The sequence below is a fragment of the Bacillus sp. BB51/4 genome, from assembly GCF_008368845.1.
Taxonomy (GTDB): domain Bacteria; phylum Bacillota; class Bacilli; order Bacillales; family Bacillaceae_G; genus Bacillus_A; species Bacillus_A wiedmannii.
In genome coordinates this window covers 196,807-214,785 of sequence record NZ_QOSC01000008.1, presented here as the reverse complement: position 1 = coordinate 214,785, position 17,979 = coordinate 196,807, and the positions used below count along the sequence as shown (strand labels likewise).

At 37.5% G+C, this 17,979-nt stretch carries 20 protein-coding genes and 1 pseudogene; 4 read left to right on the top strand and 17 right to left on the bottom strand.

Annotation, left to right across the window (positions count from 1 at the left end):
• Positions 1–37: 37 nt before the first annotated feature.
• The 17 genes and pseudogenes from DN392_RS09700 to DN392_RS09620 all read right to left on the bottom strand — a co-directional run bounded on the left by DN392_RS09700 (position 38) and on the right by DN392_RS09620 (position 14,046).
• Positions 38–544 (bottom strand): acyltransferase, encoded by a 507-nt coding sequence (locus tag DN392_RS09700; RefSeq protein ID WP_001255074.1) that lies wholly within the window; start codon positions 542–544, stop codon positions 38–40.
• A gap of 75 nt (positions 545–619) precedes the next feature.
• Positions 620–1,270: a pyrophosphatase PpaX gene (ppaX, locus tag DN392_RS09695; protein ID WP_001222401.1), complete on the bottom strand. Its 651-nt coding sequence runs from the start codon at positions 1,268–1,270 to the stop codon at positions 620–622.
• A gap of 67 nt (positions 1,271–1,337) precedes the next feature.
• On the bottom strand, positions 1,338–2,150 hold the full coding sequence (lgt, locus tag DN392_RS09690) for a prolipoprotein diacylglyceryl transferase (protein ID WP_000924234.1): 813 nt from the start codon (positions 2,148–2,150) through the stop codon (positions 1,338–1,340).
• Positions 2,151–2,174: 24 nt separating this feature from the next.
• Positions 2,175–3,104 carry an HPr(Ser) kinase/phosphatase gene (hprK, locus tag DN392_RS09685; RefSeq protein ID WP_001127247.1) on the bottom strand — a complete coding sequence of 310 codons (930 nt, stop codon included), beginning with the start codon at positions 3,102–3,104 and terminating at the stop codon, positions 2,175–2,177.
• A 156-nt stretch (positions 3,105–3,260) separates the two neighbouring features.
• The gene (locus DN392_RS09680; RefSeq protein ID WP_001267305.1) at positions 3,261–3,641 is read right to left on the bottom strand and encodes a phage holin family protein; all 381 of its coding nucleotides are present in this window, start codon (positions 3,639–3,641) and stop codon (positions 3,261–3,263) included.
• A gap of 97 nt (positions 3,642–3,738) precedes the next feature.
• The gene (locus DN392_RS09675; RefSeq protein WP_000394323.1) at positions 3,739–4,206 is read right to left on the bottom strand and encodes a DUF4275 family protein; all 468 of its coding nucleotides are present in this window, start codon (positions 4,204–4,206) and stop codon (positions 3,739–3,741) included.
• A 145-nt stretch (positions 4,207–4,351) separates the two neighbouring features.
• Positions 4,352–7,222 carry an excinuclease ABC subunit UvrA gene (gene uvrA, locus DN392_RS09670; RefSeq protein ID WP_033658958.1) on the bottom strand — a complete coding sequence of 957 codons (2,871 nt, stop codon included), beginning with the start codon at positions 7,220–7,222 and terminating at the stop codon, positions 4,352–4,354.
• An 11-nt stretch (positions 7,223–7,233) separates the two neighbouring features.
• Positions 7,234–9,210, bottom strand: coding sequence for an excinuclease ABC subunit B (gene uvrB / locus DN392_RS09665; RefSeq protein WP_000400992.1), 1,977 nt, complete (start codon positions 9,208–9,210; stop codon positions 7,234–7,236).
• A gap of 151 nt (positions 9,211–9,361) precedes the next feature.
• Positions 9,362–9,790, bottom strand: a complete 429-nt coding sequence (locus tag DN392_RS09660; RefSeq protein ID WP_000152011.1) for a DUF4362 domain-containing protein — start codon at positions 9,788–9,790, stop codon at positions 9,362–9,364.
• Between the two features lie 46 nt (positions 9,791–9,836).
• Positions 9,837–10,457 carry a hypothetical protein gene (locus DN392_RS09655; RefSeq protein ID WP_000025204.1) on the bottom strand — a complete coding sequence of 207 codons (621 nt, stop codon included), beginning with the start codon at positions 10,455–10,457 and terminating at the stop codon, positions 9,837–9,839.
• Positions 10,454–11,215: a MerR family transcriptional regulator gene (locus DN392_RS09650; protein WP_033658957.1), complete on the bottom strand. Its 762-nt coding sequence runs from the start codon at positions 11,213–11,215 to the stop codon at positions 10,454–10,456. Before DN392_RS09650 ends, DN392_RS09655 begins: the two co-directional genes overlap by 4 nt.
• Before the next feature lie 100 nt (positions 11,216–11,315).
• Positions 11,316–11,546 (bottom strand): hypothetical protein, encoded by a 231-nt coding sequence (locus tag DN392_RS09645; protein ID WP_000524129.1) that lies wholly within the window; start codon positions 11,544–11,546, stop codon positions 11,316–11,318.
• Positions 11,547–11,562: 16 nt separating this feature from the next.
• Positions 11,563–11,955, bottom strand: coding sequence for a hypothetical protein (locus DN392_RS09640; RefSeq protein ID WP_000043932.1), 393 nt, complete (start codon positions 11,953–11,955; stop codon positions 11,563–11,565).
• Entirely contained in the window at positions 11,952–12,173 is a 222-nt protein-coding gene (locus tag DN392_RS09635; protein ID WP_001150207.1) for a hypothetical protein, read from the bottom strand. Before DN392_RS09635 ends, DN392_RS09640 begins: the two co-directional genes overlap by 4 nt.
• A gap of 18 nt (positions 12,174–12,191) precedes the next feature.
• A pseudogene (locus tag DN392_RS09630) lies at positions 12,192–12,580 on the bottom strand (hypothetical protein).
• A gap of 11 nt (positions 12,581–12,591) precedes the next feature.
• Positions 12,592–12,789 carry a helix-turn-helix transcriptional regulator gene (locus DN392_RS09625; protein WP_000538359.1) on the bottom strand — a complete coding sequence of 66 codons (198 nt, stop codon included), beginning with the start codon at positions 12,787–12,789 and terminating at the stop codon, positions 12,592–12,594.
• Positions 12,790–13,023: 234 nt separating this feature from the next.
• Positions 13,024–14,046 carry a YeiH family protein gene (locus tag DN392_RS09620; RefSeq protein WP_000438417.1) on the bottom strand — a complete coding sequence of 341 codons (1,023 nt, stop codon included), beginning with the start codon at positions 14,044–14,046 and terminating at the stop codon, positions 13,024–13,026.
• 151 nt (positions 14,047–14,197) lie between these two features.
• On the opposite strand from DN392_RS09620, the gene DN392_RS09615 reads away from it, so the two are divergent.
• The 4 genes from DN392_RS09615 to abc-f all read left to right on the top strand — a co-directional run bounded on the left by DN392_RS09615 (position 14,198) and on the right by abc-f (position 17,963).
• Entirely contained in the window at positions 14,198–15,091 is an 894-nt protein-coding gene (locus DN392_RS09615; protein ID WP_048566661.1) for a LysR family transcriptional regulator, read from the top strand.
• Between the two features lie 51 nt (positions 15,092–15,142).
• Entirely contained in the window at positions 15,143–15,511 is a 369-nt protein-coding gene (locus tag DN392_RS09610) for a MerR family transcriptional regulator (protein WP_001219220.1), read from the top strand.
• A gap of 4 nt (positions 15,512–15,515) precedes the next feature.
• Entirely contained in the window at positions 15,516–16,055 is a 540-nt protein-coding gene (locus tag DN392_RS09605; RefSeq protein ID WP_000497637.1) for a flavodoxin family protein, read from the top strand.
• A 273-nt stretch (positions 16,056–16,328) separates the two neighbouring features.
• Complete coding sequence (gene abc-f, locus DN392_RS09600) at positions 16,329–17,963, top strand: ribosomal protection-like ABC-F family protein (protein WP_088321297.1); 1,635 nt, start codon at positions 16,329–16,331, stop codon at positions 17,961–17,963.
• The last annotated feature ends 16 nt before the right edge of the window (positions 17,964–17,979 follow it).

Sequence of the window (17,979 nt, the reverse complement as noted above, 5' to 3'; positions counted from 1 at the left end):
TTCATTAAAAAAGAAGAGAAATGTTACATTTTTAGCATCAACCTTCTCTAGCATCCATTTCTTCTTTCGTATAAATAACACGCATTGGATTTCCACCCACGAAAGCGCCGCTTGGTACATCTCTATGAACAAGTGTGCCAGCTGAAATAATCGCACCATCCCCAATTTCCACACCTGGTAATATAGTTGTATTTGCTCCAATCATCACTTCATTTCCTATGAAGATCTCTCCAAGTCGATATTCGCGAATTAAATATTCATGTGCTAAAAGCGTTGTATTATAGCCGATAATTGAATTCTCTCCCACAGTTATCTTTTCTGGGAACATAATATCCGGCACTACCATAAGCGCAATTGATGTTTTCTTTCCGACTTTCATCCGTAAAAATGTACGGTACAACCAATTCTTGACGGATAAAAATGGTGTATAACGCGCAATTTGGATAATAATAAAGTTTTTCATTACCTTCCAAAAAGACACTGTTTTATACACATTCCATAATGAATTTTCTCCCGAAACAGGATAGCGCGTTGTCCGTCGCACTTAACTCGCTCCTCTACTAAAAAGTGAAACTGTAAGTTAGTAGGGAAATACACCCCTACTAACTTACTTGGACCTTTATAAACGGTTCATATTAGACAAAATCGGTAGCAAATCACTCATTTTATCTAGCATAAAGTCCGGCTTGTAAGCCTCTAAATACGCTCTACCTTTCAACGTCCATGAGACAGCAGCTGTTTTCGTACCCGCATTTTGTCCACCAACAATATCATGATGGTTATCCCCAACCATCAATGCTTCTTCCGGTTTCGCATCTAATAACTCAAGCGCTTTTTGAAGTGGTTCTGGATGTGGTTTCACATGCTCTACATCATCAATTGTCACGACAACATCAAAAAATTCATCAAGCTTTGATAACCTTAATCCCATCTCAACTGTTTGTCTCGCTTTCGTTGTAACAATACCAACTTTATAGCCTTGCTTCTTCAACTCTTGAACTGTTTCATATACAGTTTCATATTCTTCTACTAATTCATCGTGATGATCATGGTTAAATTGACGATAACATGTAATCATCTCTTCAACCTTGTTTTCATTAATCTTACTGAAAGTATCATGTAAAGAAGGGCCGATAAATGGCAATACATCTTCACGCTTATATTGATTTGGATAATATGTATGTAACGTATGTAAAAAAGAAGAAATAATAAGTTCGTTTGTATTAATTAAAGTTCCATCTAAATCAAATAACACTGTATTTATTCTCATTGTCTTAGTCCCTTCTCTTTCCTGAATATGAAAGAAGCAGCACCTTATAATAAGATGCTACTTTTCTCTAATTTTCCGAATATCTTTTATCAGCTTGCCCCATTTTTCGTCTCACGATAATGAAAATAATAGAAATAACAACAAGTCCAATTGACATTACTTGTGCGATACGAAGTGGTCCTAACATTAAACTATCTGTACGTAAGCCTTCTACGAAGAAGCGCCCTATTGAATACCAAATTAAATATGTGAAGAATAATTCCCCGCGTCGTAAATTCACTTTTCGTAATGCAAGTAATAAAATGACACCTGCAAAATTCCATAATGATTCATATAAAAACGTTGGGTGATAGTAAACACCCTCAATATACATTTGATTAATAATGAAATCCGGTAAATGAAGTCCTTCTAAAAACTGTCTCGTTACTTCATCACCATGCGCCTCTTGGTTCATAAAGTTTCCCCATCGACCAATTGCTTGTCCTAGTAAAATACTTGGCGCAGCAATATCAGCCAACTTCCAGAATGAAACCCCGCGTCGTTTCGCAAAAAGAATCCCTGTAATAACAGCCCCGATTAAACCACCATGAATCGCCAAGCCACCTTGACGAATATTAATAATTTGACTCGGGTTTTGCGCGTAATATTCCCATTCAAAAATAACATAGTACATTCTCGCAAATAGAATAGCGATCGGTACTGCAATTAATACAAGGTCAACAAATGTATCTTTTGGAATACCTAGTCTTTCTCCCTCGCGAGTTGCTAGCCAAAGACCTAATAGCACGCCTGTACCGATAATAATCCCGTACCAATATACAGGAAACGGCCCAAGTTGAATCGCTACACGGTCAAGCTGTGGTACAGAACCTAACAGCATATGTATGACCCCCCTCTCCAAAGTTTACTCCTGATTTCCTAACTCAATCGCACTCATTAATCGTTCAGAGAACTGTTGTGCTGCATTGACTCCCATACGTTTTAAACGGAAGTTCATCGCTGCTACTTCAATAATAACAGCCAAGTTTCGACCAGGACGAACTGGAAGTGTAATCTTCGTAAGCTCTGTATCAATAATCTTCATCTTCTCTTCATCAAGACCTAAGCGATCGTAATTTTTCTTTTGATCCCAAATTTCAAGATTAATAACAAGTGTAATACGCTTATAATTTCGCACTGCCCCTGCACCGAATAACGTCATAACGTTAATGATACCTAGACCACGAATTTCTAATAAATGCTCAATTAAATCTGGTGAGCTTCCTACTAATGTGTCTTCATCTTCTTGGCGAATTTCTACACTATCATCCGCAACAAGACGGTGACCACGTTTTACAAGCTCAAGAGCTGTCTCACTTTTACCGACACCACTTTGACCTGTAATTAAAACACCAACACCGTAAATATCTACTAACACACCATGTACAGCTGTTGTTGGTGCTAACTTACCTTCTAAATAATTTGTTAAACGACTTGATAATCTTGTTGTCGTTTGAGCAGAACGTAATAAAGGCATGCCTGATTCACGTGATGCTTGTAATAACTCATCTGGTACATCTTGATTACGAGTTATAATGATACATGGCGTCTCCTCAGTACAAAGCGCTTTCATTCTCTCTTGCTTTTGCTCTGACGTTAATGTGTCAAAGAACGTAAGCTCCGTCTTTCCAAGAAGCTGCACGCGATCAGCTGGATAATATGTGAAAAATCCTGCCATTTCAATTCCAGGTCGTGATAAATCACTTGTATCAATCGGACGATGAATTCCTTCTTCACCACTTATTAACTCCAATTGAAATTGTTCAATTAAATCTTTCGTCCTTACTTTCGGCATATGTATAAACCTCCACTCCGCTGCGGGTTCAGTCTCATTTGATGTAAAATTCCATTCTACCGGATATTGTACCATTTTTTTCTGGAAACAAGAAATACGGTTTCTAATAAATAGAAAAAAACATTTCATATACATCATGAAATGTTTTTCTTTTTGTCATTTTCTCTTTTTTTCATATAGCGGCTCCACAATTGCCTTTTCAATAATCATATTAAAAATTGAAATACAAATTGCCGCAACGATTGCTACACCAAACCCTGATATATTAAATGCATCTCCTAATAATGAATCTGCTATTTTTAACGTAATCGCATTAATAACAATTAAGAAGAACCCGAAAGTTACAAGAGTAATCGGTAGCGTAATTAAAATTAAAAACGGTTTTACGAACACATTTAAAACAGCCAAAATAATACTCGCAATAATTGCAGTCTGTATATTTGCTACGTAAAACGCGTCTGGTGCAATCCCTTTTAAAAGTCCCGATACAGCGATTAACACAATGCTATTTACAAGAAGTGATACAATCCATCTCATTTTCTTACACATCCTTTTGACATATATATTTCATCATACGCTAATAGATAATAAACGCAAGTATCATACGAACACTTATATCAATTTATTCTACTCTTCATGCTTGTATACCTACTAACATTTCCCCCGCAAAATAAGGGCCACACCATCTATGTTCATGAGTTTTCACAAAGGTCCAAGTGAAATCTTTGTCTACAATATAGATATCACCTTTATATGCATCATCCGTCTCCCGTAATATATCATCCATATGTAATAAACTCGCATCCGTTATTAGTATGACTTCCTCACAATGTTGATAGAATATGTAACAATTCTTTTTCACTTCATTATGAAACGCGTTCTCCGCTTCTTCACCCTCTAAACACTTCTTTTTCTCATAACTAAATATGTGCCAAAGATACCCACATGCATACTTATCTCCATACAGGAAAATATCTTCTTTTTCCTCATCACTTAAATGATTTGCAAAATGATCCTCCCAGCGCTTGCGAAAATATACACCCCAACTTTGAAACTCTCTTACCTTCATGTTTTTCTTTCTTAAAACATCTATAAACTCCATCTTCTCCCCCCTATAAAGCGAATTTTTAATCAGTGGGGATTTTGTTCATCCCCACTGATTATTAGTTAAACCAATCGGGTTGCCCACAAATAGCGGGATAAAATAAAAACCGAGTGTCATTCCCACTCGGTTTTTATGAATACACTTATTGTGATAATTCTACTTCTTTTATTTTCTCTTTCATTCTTGCTTTATCGCGATTTAAAATCTCTTTTAAATACTTACCTGTATACGAACGCTCTTCTTTTACTACTTGCTCTGGCGTTCCTGAGGCAACGATTTGCCCACCTTTATCTCCGCCCTCTGGTCCAAGATCAACGATATAGTCAGCTGTTTTAATTACATCTAAATTATGTTCAATAACAAGAACTGTCTCGCCACTTTCAACAAGGCGTTGCAGCACTTCTAGAAGACGCGCGATATCATGTGCATGCAAACCAGTCGTTGGCTCATCTAAAATATATAACGTACGCCCAGTAGAACGACGGTGTAATTCAGAAGCTAATTTCACGCGCTGTGCTTCTCCTCCAGATAACGTAGTAGCTGGCTGTCCTAATTTCATATAACCAAGCCCTACATCTACAAGCGTTTGAAGTTTACGCTTAATTTTTGGGATATTAGCGAAGAACTCTACTCCATCTTCAATTGTCATCCCTAACACTTCAGAAATGTTCTTATCTTTATACTTCACTTCTAACGTTTCGCGGTTATAACGTTTACCATGGCAAACTTCACACGGAACGTATACGTCTGGTAAGAAGTGCATTTCGATTTTAATAATTCCATCACCACGGCACGCTTCACAACGTCCACCTTTTACATTAAAGCTGAAACGTCCTTTTTGATATCCACGCACTTTCGCTTCATTCGTTTGTGCAAACACATCACGAATATCATCGAATACACCTGTATACGTCGCTGGATTAGAACGTGGTGTACGCCCGATTGGCGATTGATCAATATCGATTACTTTATCTAAATGCTCAAGACCTTTAATTTCTTTATGAGTACCTGGCTTCGCTTTCGCTTTATATAACTTTTGCGCTAATGATTTATATAGTACTTCATTAATCATCGTACTTTTACCGGAACCAGATACACCCGTTATCGCTACAAACGTACCAAGCGGGAATGACATCTTTGCATTCTTTAAGTTATTCTCTTTTGCACCGACAATTTCCACTTTACGTCCGTCACCCTTACGTCTTTCAAGTGGAACCGGAATAAACTCTTTACCGCTTAAATACTTCCCTGTTAGCGAATTCTCATCTTGCATCACTTCAGCTGGTGTACCCGCTGATACAACTTGGCCACCGTGAATACCTGCACCAGGTCCGATATCAAGTAAATAATCAGCAGCCATCATCGTGTCTTCATCATGCTCAACGACAATTAACGTATTTCCTAAATCGCGCATTTCTTGCAATGTGCGAATAAGACGATCGTTATCGCGCTGATGCAAACCGATTGAAGGCTCATCAAGAATGTAAAGTACGCCAGTAAGACGAGAACCGATTTGTGTCGCTAAACGAATACGCTGCGCCTCACCACCTGATAAAGTTCCTGCAGCACGACTTAACGTTAAATAATCTAAACCGACGTTCACTAAGAATCCAACGCGCTCCTGGATTTCTCTTAAAATTAAATGAGCAATTGTTCGTTGTTTCTCCGTTAGCTCCACATTCGAGAAGAATTCCTGTACTTCTTGAACAGAATACTTCGTTACATCAGCAATCGTTTTATCACCAACGAAAACAGCTAAACTCTCAGGCTTTAAGCGTCCACCTTTACACTTCGGACAAGCTTGCTCTGCCATATACTTTTCCATTTGCTCACGGACATAATCAGAACTCGTTTCACGATAACGACGTTCGATATTTGGAATAACACCTTCAAATAAAATCTCATTTTCCTTTACTTGACCAAATTCATTTACATAGCGGAAATAAACTTTCTCTTCACCGCTTCCGTACAACACTTTATCAAATAAATCTTTCGGTATATCTTTCACAGGCATATCCATATCAACGCCGTAATGATTACATACAGATTGTAAAAGCTGTGGGTAATATTGTGAGCTTGTCGGCTCCCAAGGCGCAATCGCATGTTCATTTAATGATAAATCCCAATTCGGAATGACAAGTTCTAAATCCACCTCTAACTTTGAACCAAGTCCATCACAAGAAGGACACGCCCCGAATGGACTGTTGAATGAGAACATGCGCGGCTCTAATTCTCCGATTGAAAAACCACAATGCGGACAAGCATGATGTTCACTAAATAGAAGTTCCTCTTCTCCCATTACATCAATTAACACTCGGCCCCCGCCAAGCTTTAATGCACTTTCAAGAGAATCCGCAAGACGGCTTGCAATCCCTTCTTTTACAACAATACGGTCAATTACAACTTCAATGGAATGCTTCTTATTTTTATCTAGCGCAATATCTTCAGATACATCTAACATTTCACCATCAACACGTACACGAACATACCCTTGCTTCTTAATATCTTCAAGCACTTTCACATGTGCACCTTTACGCCCAGAAACGATAGGAGCTAACACTTGTAATTTCGTACGTTCAGGATATTCAAGTACACGGTCTACCATCTGTTCTACTGTTTGTGACGTAATTTCAATACCATGATTCGGACAAATTGGCGTACCAATTCGCGCAAATAATAAACGTAAATAATCATAAATCTCCGTGACCGTTCCAACTGTTGAACGTGGATTACGACTCGTTGTTTTTTGATCGATTGAAATCGCTGGTGACAATCCTTCAATCGTATCTACATCCGGCTTATCCATTTGTCCTAAAAACTGACGCGCATACGCAGATAACGATTCTACGTATCTGCGCTGCCCTTCTGCATAAATCGTATCAAACGCTAATGATGATTTCCCTGAACCAGACAATCCCGTCACAACAACAAGCTGATTTCTCGGAATGGTTACATCAATATTTTTTAAGTTATGTGCTCTAGCACCTTTTACGACAATAAAATCCTTGCTTATGCTCACTCTGTTCACCCTTCCGCTTTTAATTCTAATAGTAAATCTCTTAATTCAGCTGCACGCTCGAAATCTAACGCTTTTGCTGCTTCTTTCATCTCTGCTTCCATCTTCGCAATTGTCTTTTCACGCTCTTTTTTCGTCATCTTCTTAGCTGGTGCCGCTTCATACATTTCCGGCTCTTCAGCAGCTGTCGTTGCACGGATAACATCACGCACACCTTTTTGAATCGTTTTCGGCGTAATACCATGCTCTTTATTGTAAGCTTCTTGTATAGTACGACGACGCTGCGTTTCTTCAATTGCAATTCCCATTGATCTTGTTATACGATCTGCATACATAATAACGCGGCCGTTTTCATTACGTGCTGCACGACCGATTGTTTGAATTAATGAACGCTCTGAACGCAAGAACCCTTCCTTATCAGCATCTAAAATAGCTACAAGTGATACTTCTGGAATATCTAATCCTTCTCGTAATAAGTTAATACCGACAAGTACGTCAAACTTACCAAGGCGAAGATCACGGATAATTTCAATACGTTCTAACGTTTTAATTTCAGAGTGAAGATAGTTCACTTTAATTCCTACATCTTTTAAGTAGTCTGTTAAATCCTCTGACATCTTCTTCGTTAAAGTTGTAATTAATACACGTTCATTTTTTGCAATGCGATCTTGAATTTCTCCTAATAAATCATCAATTTGCCCTTCAATTGGTCGTATATCAATTGGTGGATCTAAAAGCCCTGTTGGACGAATAATTTGTTCTATTACTTCCGGTGCCTGCTCTAACTCGTACGGTCCTGGCGTTGCTGAAACGTAAATAACTTGATTCGTTTTCCCTTCAAACTCATCAAACGTAAGCGGTCTATTATCTAAAGCTGATGGCAGACGGAATCCATGATCTACAAGCACTTGTTTACGTGCTTGGTCCCCGTTATACATCGCTCTTACTTGCGGTACTGATACGTGCGACTCATCCATAACGATTAAGAAATCTTCCGGGAAATAGTCTAATAACGTATATGGCGTTGCCCCCGCTGGACGAAGTGTCAAATGACGGGAATAATTTTCAATCCCTGAACAAAAGCCCATCTCACGCATCATTTCTAAATCATAACGTGTACGTTGCTCTATACGCTGCGCTTCTAACAACTTGCCATTATCATTTAATTCCTTTAAACGCTCTTCTAATTCTTTTTCGATATTTTCAATAGCGACCTTCATTTTTTCCTCACGTGTAACGAAGTGAGATGCTGGGAAGATTGCTACATGATCACGTTCTGCTAATACTTCACCTGTTAACGCATTTACTTCGCGAATACGATCGATTTCATCGCCGAAAAATTCAATTCGAATACAATGCTCATCAAGTGATGCTGGGAAGATTTCAACTACATCTCCGCGCACACGGAATGTACCACGCTTGAAATCAATGTCATTACGTCCATACTGTACATCAACAAGTTCACGAAGCAATTGATTGCGGTCCTTTTCCATACCAACTCTAAGTGAAACAACTAACTCGCGGTATTCTTCTGGAGAACCTAAACCGTATATACACGAAACACTCGCAACAATAATCACATCATCCCGTTCAAATAGTGCAGATGTTGCTGAGTGACGCAATTTATCGATTTCATCATTAATCTGCGCATCTTTTTCAATAAACGTATCTGTTTGTGGCACATACGCTTCTGGCTGATAATAATCGTAATAACTAACAAAATATTCAACTGCATTATTCGGAAAAAAATCTTTCAGCTCACTATATAACTGTCCTGCTAACGTTTTATTATGAGCCATGACAAGTGTTGGCTTCTGCACCTCTTTAATGACATTTGAAATCGTAAATGTCTTACCCGTTCCTGTCGCTCCAAGCAACACTTGCTTTTTCTTTCCACTATTAATTCCCTCTACAAGCTTCTCTATAGCTACCGGCTGATCACCTTGCGGGGAATACGCTGAAATAATTTCAAATTGATGTTCCAAACAAAACCGACCTCCTCGTAAAAAATCTGTATTCCCATTTTACCACGAATGCTCATAAAAAAACCAAGAAAACGAACAGATATTCGGTAAAACTTTCGACAATATATACATAGAAAAAGGAAGGAGCCAAAACTTCCTTCCTCTACTAACTCTATTTTTTAGGTACATATAATAAATCATATCCATTGCGCCCATTTTCATTCACACAGTCTATTAACCTATAAGCCGTTTGTAATTCACGCTGCTCTTTAACAATCCTTTTACAGCTATCTTCATCTATATCTGTATGATTACCAGCAAATCGATCTTGCCTATTATCTAATATATGAATTATATCTGTCCCACTATACTCTAACGTTTGAAAAACCGGATCACCTTCATGTGTATAATGTACAATTCTTATTTTATCAACTTCCCCTTGTTCCACATTCAAAACGAACTTTTCAAATTTATCTAGATTAGAAATTTCTGTTCCCTTTACAACAACATCATTCTTCTTATCAATTGTAATGTTAGATTGTGAGCATGCTACTAAACTAAAGAGAAATAAGCATATAAAACCTGTTTTTCCTATTGTCATCCTCTCCTATACAAACTATTGGTATACTAGAAAAAGCTACTTTCCTCTACGAAAGTAGCTTCTCTTTTCCTTTCTCCTTCTTCGGGAAAAGAACATATGAAAATGAAATAACTGTATCCACTAAAAATATAATCGCCCAAACTTGGCTAACACGACTCGCTGCTTTATTTAAAACAATCCCCGTTTCTAACCAATTACCCCATTGTTCAAACGGGACAAAACCGTACAGAAAGAAAAAGAAAATATGCACAACAACGAATAAAACAAGATGCAATATCCAATTTTTTATTTCCTGCTTCGCATAGGCCATACCTGTTAATTCTACCTGTTCTTCAATAATAGGCGCCGGTTCATTCCGCCATTTCGCAACTAGCTTTTGCGCAAATATATCAAGCTTCTTCAAATCCTTTTTCCCGTAGAAAACTGCATACAATAAGATAATTACAGTAATGATTTGAAAATTAGAGAACTTCCCTGTTTGATAATAGTCCACTACCCCTAAAGTTAAAATAAACACTTCATTTACGAGGAGTACAATCCCCATAATAAAACTTGCCTTTTTCAAACGGAATCCGTAACGAAGTAAAAAGAAACCGATAGCCGATAACCAAAATACAATCTCTGCCCCAATTAAAAAGTACCAACGATATTCTGCAAGTATACTCATTTATCCCTCTCCTTTTCATCATATATACGAAAAGCTTCATCCATATATAATAAAAGTTCTTCTTCAATTGGATACATGCTCATTTTCTGTGAATCTTCCTTCGATTTTCTAACTTCCCATAACTTATCTAAAAACGCTTCGTCACCATTGGCCATTTCTAAACACTTCTGCATTAAGCTCTTCGTTGCCCCTTGTACCTCATCACTCGCGGCTTCTTTACCGTCTTTCATAAAAGTACGTAATTGCTTTAATAAATCTACCCATTCTAAAACATTCGGATCTTCTTCACTCATATTCGGCAAGTTATGAAGCAATTTTTGTTCTTCCTTTGAAAATACTTCATTTTGAAATATTTCACGTATACGAGACGACTGTTTCGAAAGCTGAATAAGTTCAAACATAACTTTCCAATCAAGTTCTCCCTCCACATCTACCGAATAAACAACAGCTTGTAAAACACGCTCCATTCGATTAAATTTCTTTTGTTCTTCCTGTACAAATCGAAGTTGTTTTTCAAGAGAATCCTTTAAGTTAACCTCACCTTTTACTAACATATTCGCAGCCTCTTTTAATGAAAATCCCATTTCCTTTAAAAACAAAATTTGTTGTAGTCGAATGACATCAATTTCACTATATAACCGATGTCCACCCTCCGTTTTCCCGCTCGGCTTTAATAAATCTATTTGATCATAATAACGTAATGTACGTACTGTTATCCCTGTCTCTTTCGTCAATTGTTGTATTGAAATCACTACTATCACCTCTTCCCCTTCATTATAAAAGATGACGTTACGTAACTTTCAAGACTTTTGTAAAAAAAATACAAAAAGCTATTTATACTCTTTGTATAAACAGCTTTTACGGAAATAATCCCTTTTGTATAGCGCGCCCACAAAATAAAATAAGTGCTCCAACAACAACAACACTCGTTGCTGTTTTATGATAATGAGCTGAAACTAATAAATAATATGATAAACCTACAGTACCGAGCATAATACAAATACTTGGCACTGGATAACGAGAGAAGTTCTGCATTCCCCAAAACAAAGCAAAAATAGCCGTAGCGACACATAACACCGGTAATCCCATCCCAGTTCCCCTTTTTCTATCTATTCCTTGTTGCTAACACACTCGTCGATGCCATACTTATTAATAAACCAAAAATAGCAATATATAATAACTCATTTACATGTACTGCTTGCCTATCTACATACTTATTTACACAAAGATACATAATGAACAAGAACACGAAGCTTGTAATACTAATCGTAAAATATGACTTCATCTTGTTCACAACTCGCTCATCAATCGACGGTACTCCCTCTTCTTTCAAACGCTTCTGTTCTCTATATTCAGCAATACTATATAAAATGACTAGTGCTACATTCGATATAAAAATAGTTCCCCACGAAATGCTTAAAATCATTAAACTCACATTTAAAACAAGACCCGCTAAAAACAAACTTCCTATGAACCGTATAACATCTCGCTTACTCATACATGATCGACCTCTTTTTGATTTCTATATTTCCACTTCGGCCAATAGTTCACAAGAAAATACACCCACTGCCCTAGTACAAATAAAACAAACGGCATACCAGCATTTCCATCAACAATTAAATTATATAAACTCCATATCGCTAAACTAATCGTAAAAAATACCCCTACATATTTAAACGCTTTATCCGACTGAAATCTCTCAAACTCATCTTGCATTTTTCATTCCTCCTATCTCTATGCCCGTTTTCCTATCATGACTCCTATGATGAGATTACCCGCAAATAAGGAACTACATATCATAAATATTTCTTGCACTGGTATAACAGCTCTACCTATTGCTTTGCTCGCAACAATATAAACAATAAGCAATAGAAACGCGAATACAAATGAGACATTTACATACTTTTTTATGTTTCATTTACTCGCTCATCTATATCTGGAAGTTCTTCTTTTTTGTACTTACGCTTTTTGTAATACGAATACACTATCAAAAATACAATTGCTAAAACGTTACTCACTACGAGCGGTAAAATTGGTATAGCCGGATTCATAATATGAACTACAATGTCTCCCACAAACAATCCAAAAGTCGCACCGATAAATAACTTTTTAGTATCTTCCATTTTTTCTCCCCTTACTCTAGCGTAAATATTTCCTCCACCTTCACCCCAAAATATTTGGCGATTTTTAGGGATAACTCTAGACTCGGGTTATAATGATGGTTTTCAATCGCCACAATCGTCTGCCGCGTCACCTGCATCGCCTTTGCCATTTCAACTTGCGTTATATGATGTTGCTTTCTTAACTCTTTTATTTTATTTTTCACACCCATAGGCTCCACCTTCGAAAGTAAAGATATCTTTACTTTAATTATAAATATTTTCCAGTTATAAGTAAAGATATCTCTACAAATTTCAGAAAAACGTTTCACTGATCACCTTCTCTAACAAAGTACAAGCGTAATTCAATTTATATCAGCTATTTTTTTAATATATCGACACCCGTAGCACTATAAATATAAAAAAAGCTGTCCCAAAATATCTTTTGGAACAGCTTCTTCGTCCTACTACATAAATCCTAATACATATACAAGAACGTATCCAAGAATAGAAAGAAAAACCGAGCCGATCAGCCCCGCCACGAATGCCTTACTTCCTAACTTACGGAACGTTTTAAACTCTACATTTAAACCAAGACCCGCCATCGCCATTGCAATAAGCATGTAAGCAATGACAACAATGTATCCGGCAACAACTTCTGGTATAACCCCGAGCGAATGCACTGCACTCATCGCTAAAAATCCGAAGATGAACCACGGAATTGGAAGGTCACGCCACGATTTTTTTTCCTCGCTGCCTTCACTCTTACCAAACCATAATCCAATTAAAATCGCTACTGGCACAAGCATTGCAACGCGCGTTAATTTCACGATAACTGCGATGTCTACAGCCGTACTTCCTCCTGGCGCCGCAGCTGCGATGACATGAGCGATTTCGTGCAGCGTCGCACCTGAGAATACACCGTAACCGTACGGTGAGAAGCCAAGCACTGGGTATAATAGCGTATAAATAAGTGTAAATATTGTACCTAAAATTGCAATAATTGCTGCCCCAACTGCCGTTTCTTCATCCTTCGCTTTCACTTGCGGTGCAATTGCCACGACCGCAGCCGCGCCGCAAATTGCTGTTCCGCACGCTGTTAAAATTCCGAGTTTCTTTTCTACCTTAAATACTTTCGTTAGCCCATATACAACGAAAATCGTAAATGTAATAACAACGGCAGCGATGACCAATACTTTCGGCCCTGCCTTCGCAATATCAACAAGATTTAACCGCATTCCAAGTAAGATAATCCCAAAGCGCAGCAACTTCTTACTCGCAAAGTTCGTTCCGGCAATCGCATCATGAGGAACTCCAATTGCCGCACGCCAAACCATCCCAATTAGAATAGCAATCACTAATTGTCCCATAATATTTAAAAATGGAAGCTCTGCTAAATATTTCGCAGCAATTGCGATTAATAATGTAATCCCAATTCCTTGTGAAAATCCAAAGCCCTTCTTCTTTTGTATAACAAGTGTTTGTTCCACTTTGTACCACTCCAATAATCGTATTGGAACATGCATGTTCTTTCTACTTACATTATAAGAGAGTTTCTATAATAAGTTTAATATCAATATTGAATCTCTATCATCAGAAATACTTATGATAAGATGATAGGAAAAGAAAGGAGCCCATTACATGAACGTAGACATTTTAAAAATATTTGTTACTGTCGTTGAACAGAAACACTTCTCCCGTGCAGCAGAATTATTAAACCTTTCACAGCCTGGCGTAAGTATGCACATACGCAACTTAGAAAACGAATTTGGCACTACACTTATTCAGCGCTCTCCTAAGCACGTTCAAGTGACAGAGGCTGGAAACATTTTATATATACACGCAAAGCAAATGCTCTCTCTTTACGAAGATGCTAAACAAGAAATTAACGAATTACATAACGTTGTAACAGGAACTCTTCGCATCGGTGCTAGTTTTACAATTGGCGAATACTTACTTCCAAAAATACTGGCTAACTATGCGAATGAAAATCCACACGTTGAAGTTCATACCTTTATCTCAAATACAGAAGACGTTTTGCAAAGCCTTCGCTCTAATCAAATTGATATCGGCTTAGTGGAAGGGCAAGTCGTATATGCCGATGTTGACGTTGAAACATTTATGCAAGATGAAATGAAGCTCGTCGTTCCGCCAAATCATCCACTGCTCCACACAAATGAAATAAATGAAAACACACTCCAAGATCAAGTATGGGTATTAAGAGAAAGTGGTTCTGGAACACGTGCTTATAGTGATCGCTTTATTCATCAACACCATTTAAAAATGAAACGATTCTTTACATTCAGTAGTATTCAAAGCGTGAAGGAAGCAGTTAGTGCTGGGCTTGGCATCGCTATCCTTTCTGATTGGACTGTACGGAAAGAGCTACTGGCAAAAGAGCTATTCCACGTCGAAGTTCCAAATGAACAACTCATCCGTCCCTTCTCCATCGTGCGTGGCAAATACTTTATTCAGTCTAAAGCTATTCAAGTGTTTTTAAATCATGTAGATTCTTTTGCGAAAAAACAGAGTTGACCTTCACATTAGTGTGAAGGTTTACAATACGTTTAAAAGGAGTGAAACACGTTGCGAATTGGAGAGTTATCAAAAGAAACTGGCGTTAGCGAAAGATCACTAAGACATTATGAGGAAAAGGGATTACTCCCTTCTAAACGCCTCACAAATGGCTACCGTGATTTTGATGAAAATGCCATCAAAAAAGTAGAACTTATTCAAATGTACTTACAAATTGGCTTAAATTTAGAAGAGACGGCAAGGATGCTGCGTTGCCTTGAAATTGAACCACACCTGTACGAAAATCCTTGCAGCAGTATCCTTACGCTTTATGAAGATAAACTCAATGAAGTAACGAAGCAAATCTCATTACTTTCCAGCATTCAAACGAATTTGCAAAAACACGTTTCACTCCTAAAACAAGCAAAAGAAAAGGAATGATTACATGTTTGTTATACATGGCAGTTCAAGACAAAATGGCAATACAGAAGCTTTAACACATACGATGATCGATGGAATTGAAACAGAACAAATTTACTTGCAAGACCATACAGTCCATCCTATTACAGACCAACGTCATGATGCAGAAGGATTCCAACCTGTAAATGATGACTACGAGCAGTTAATCGAGCGTATGTTAGAGCACGACACAATTATCTTTGCTACACCGCTATACTGGTATGGAATGAGCGGTCATATGAAAAACTTCGTCGATCGCTGGTCACAAAGCTTACGCGATACATCCCTTCATTTCAAAGAAAAAATGAAAGGTAAAAAAATGTACGTTGTCATCGTTGGCGGAGACAATCCAAAGCTGAAAGCATTACCGCTTATTGCTCAGTTTCAATATATCTTTGATTTTGTTGGTTCATCATTTGAAGGGTATGTTATTGGGGATGCGAATGGATTGGATGAAATCAAAAATGATGCTGAGGCTCTAGCAAAAGTACAATTGTATAATAATAAGTTCAAAAACAGTAAATAGAAATAAGTTTGACAAACCATTTTGTATGCGCATACAATAAAAGTAACATTATGAAAGGAAGGTACTTTGACCAATGAAGTTCTAATTCTCTTATTTATTTCATCCATCACAAATAGTGAACAAAAAATGATGAAAACTAGCAGGGGATTAGTCTGTCCATTTGTCGATACTTTCTTTCGAAACGATCATGTAAAAAAATCGTTTATTTATGTACGATTTTTTACATGCAAGGGCGACGTTTATCCTCTCTAGTGAAACTAGGGAGGTTTTTTTATGACTATTTTATTCGCACGCAATATTGAAAAGAGCTTTGGTGATCGCACACTATTTACGTTACCGTCACTGGAAATTCAAGCACAGGATCGCATAGGAATTGTCGGAGTCAACGGAGCTGGTAAATCTACGTTATTACAAATATTAAGTAAAGAAATAGAAGCTGACAAAGGCACAATAACTCATCATAGTTCTATCAGCATCATTCCTCAACTTAGCGAGGAACTACCGGAAACCACTTCTGCTCTCGCAAAAGGAAAATGGAGTATTTCAAACGTTACAGATGCAATGAGCGGTGGTGAACGAATGCGGCTAAAGATTGCTCATGCTCTCGAACAAGATGCAGGAATTTTATTTGCTGATGAACCAACAAGCCACTTAGATATGGTTGGTACAGAGCAATTAGAAAAGGCACTTTTATCTTATAAAGGGTCACTTGTTTTAATATCGCATGATCGTGAATTTCTAGATAATATATGTACAAAAATTATTGAAATTGAAGACGGGACGATTCAAGAGTATAAAGGAAACTATTCCAACTATCGAAAGCAAAAAGAACGTGAACGAACACAAAAACAAGCAGAATATGATCAATATATACAAGAAAAAAATCGTTTAGAGCAATCAATTTCACAAAAAAAGCAACGTACTTCTAATATGACAAAAATCCCAGCTCGCTTCAGTTCATCTGAATCTAAACTTTATAAGTTAAGCGGGGCTCATGGCCAAGAACAGGTTAGCAAAGCAGCGAACGCACTAGAAACACGTCTCGAAAAACTAGAAAAGAAAGAAAAGCCAAAGGATCTTTCTCAGACTCAGTTTGACGTGCAATACCATACACCCATTCATAGTAAAGTGGCAGTACAGTTCAATAAAGCAACAAAGAAAATAGGCGACCGCACACTATTTAAAAATATGAATGGAACTATTGCCCCTGGTGCAAAACTTGCTATTTTAGGTGCAAACGGAAGCGGCAAAACAACTTTGTTCAACATGCTTCTCGCAAACGAGCGTGGCATTCAGCTTTCGAAAAGTTGTAAAATTGGATACTTTGAACAAACACTATCAATTTTAAAAACAGATAAAACCATTTTAGAGAACGTTCTAGAAGAAACCAACTATACAGAAGCATTCGTTAGAACAATACTTGCACGGCTTTTATTCCGCCGTGAAGATGTTCATAAACCTGTACATGTCTTAAGTGGCGGCGAACGAATGAAGGTCGCACTCGCAAAAGTATTTTTAGGAAACTATAATATGCTTCTGCTCGATGAACCGACAAACTATTTAGACTTAGCGACGCAAGAAGAATTAGAAATCATGTTACAAGAATATCCTGGCACAATACTTTTCATTAGCCATGACCGTGCCTTTATTCGCTCTGTTGCAGACCATATTCTACAAGTAGATGAGAGTAAACCAAGAATATTCCACGGTAATTACGAGCAATACACAAAAAGAACCACCGGGGATTCTGTAAACGTAACTGAACAAGAATTATTACGATTACAAACAAAATTAACAGAAATTATCGGCCGAATTTCCATGCCAAATCATCACGATGATATCCCATCTCTCGAACAAGAATACGAAACATTATTAGTTCAAATCCAGAAATGTAAAGAAGCGCTCTAATGTCTTCCCTATATAT